Raw genomic sequence first — 320 nt, forward strand, 5'->3', positions numbered from 1 at the left:
CAGGAAATCAAGCACCGCGTCACCACCCCTACCGACCCGCAAAGCGGCCAACCGTCCGGCCAGCGTGTGCATAAGCCGTTCGTCTTCACCTGCGCGCTGAACAAGGCTATCCCGCTGCTGTACCAGGCCCTGGCTACCGGCGAAACCCTGAGCAAGGTGGAAACCCAGTGGTTCCGCACTTCGGTCGAGGGCAAGCAGGAACACTTCTTCACCACCCTGCTCGAAGACGCCACCATCGTCGACATCAACACCGTGCTGCCGCACGCCCAGGACACCAGCAAGTCCGGCTACACCCAGCTGATCGAGGTCAGCATGGCCTA

Annotated in this window: 1 protein-coding gene; it reads left to right on the top strand. The window is 62.2% G+C overall.

Annotated features, from left to right (window positions below; all coding sequences use genetic code 11):
* The coding region (tssD, locus tag ACF8E5_RS08480) for a type VI secretion system tube protein TssD (RefSeq protein ID WP_392475146.1) at positions 1 to 320 on the top strand (320 nt) is incomplete at both ends.

Origin of the sequence: Pseudomonas sp. WSY_20 (genome assembly GCF_043104335.1) — a bacterium.
Taxonomy (GTDB): Bacteria; Pseudomonadota; Gammaproteobacteria; order Pseudomonadales; family Pseudomonadaceae; genus Aquipseudomonas; species Aquipseudomonas parafulva_B.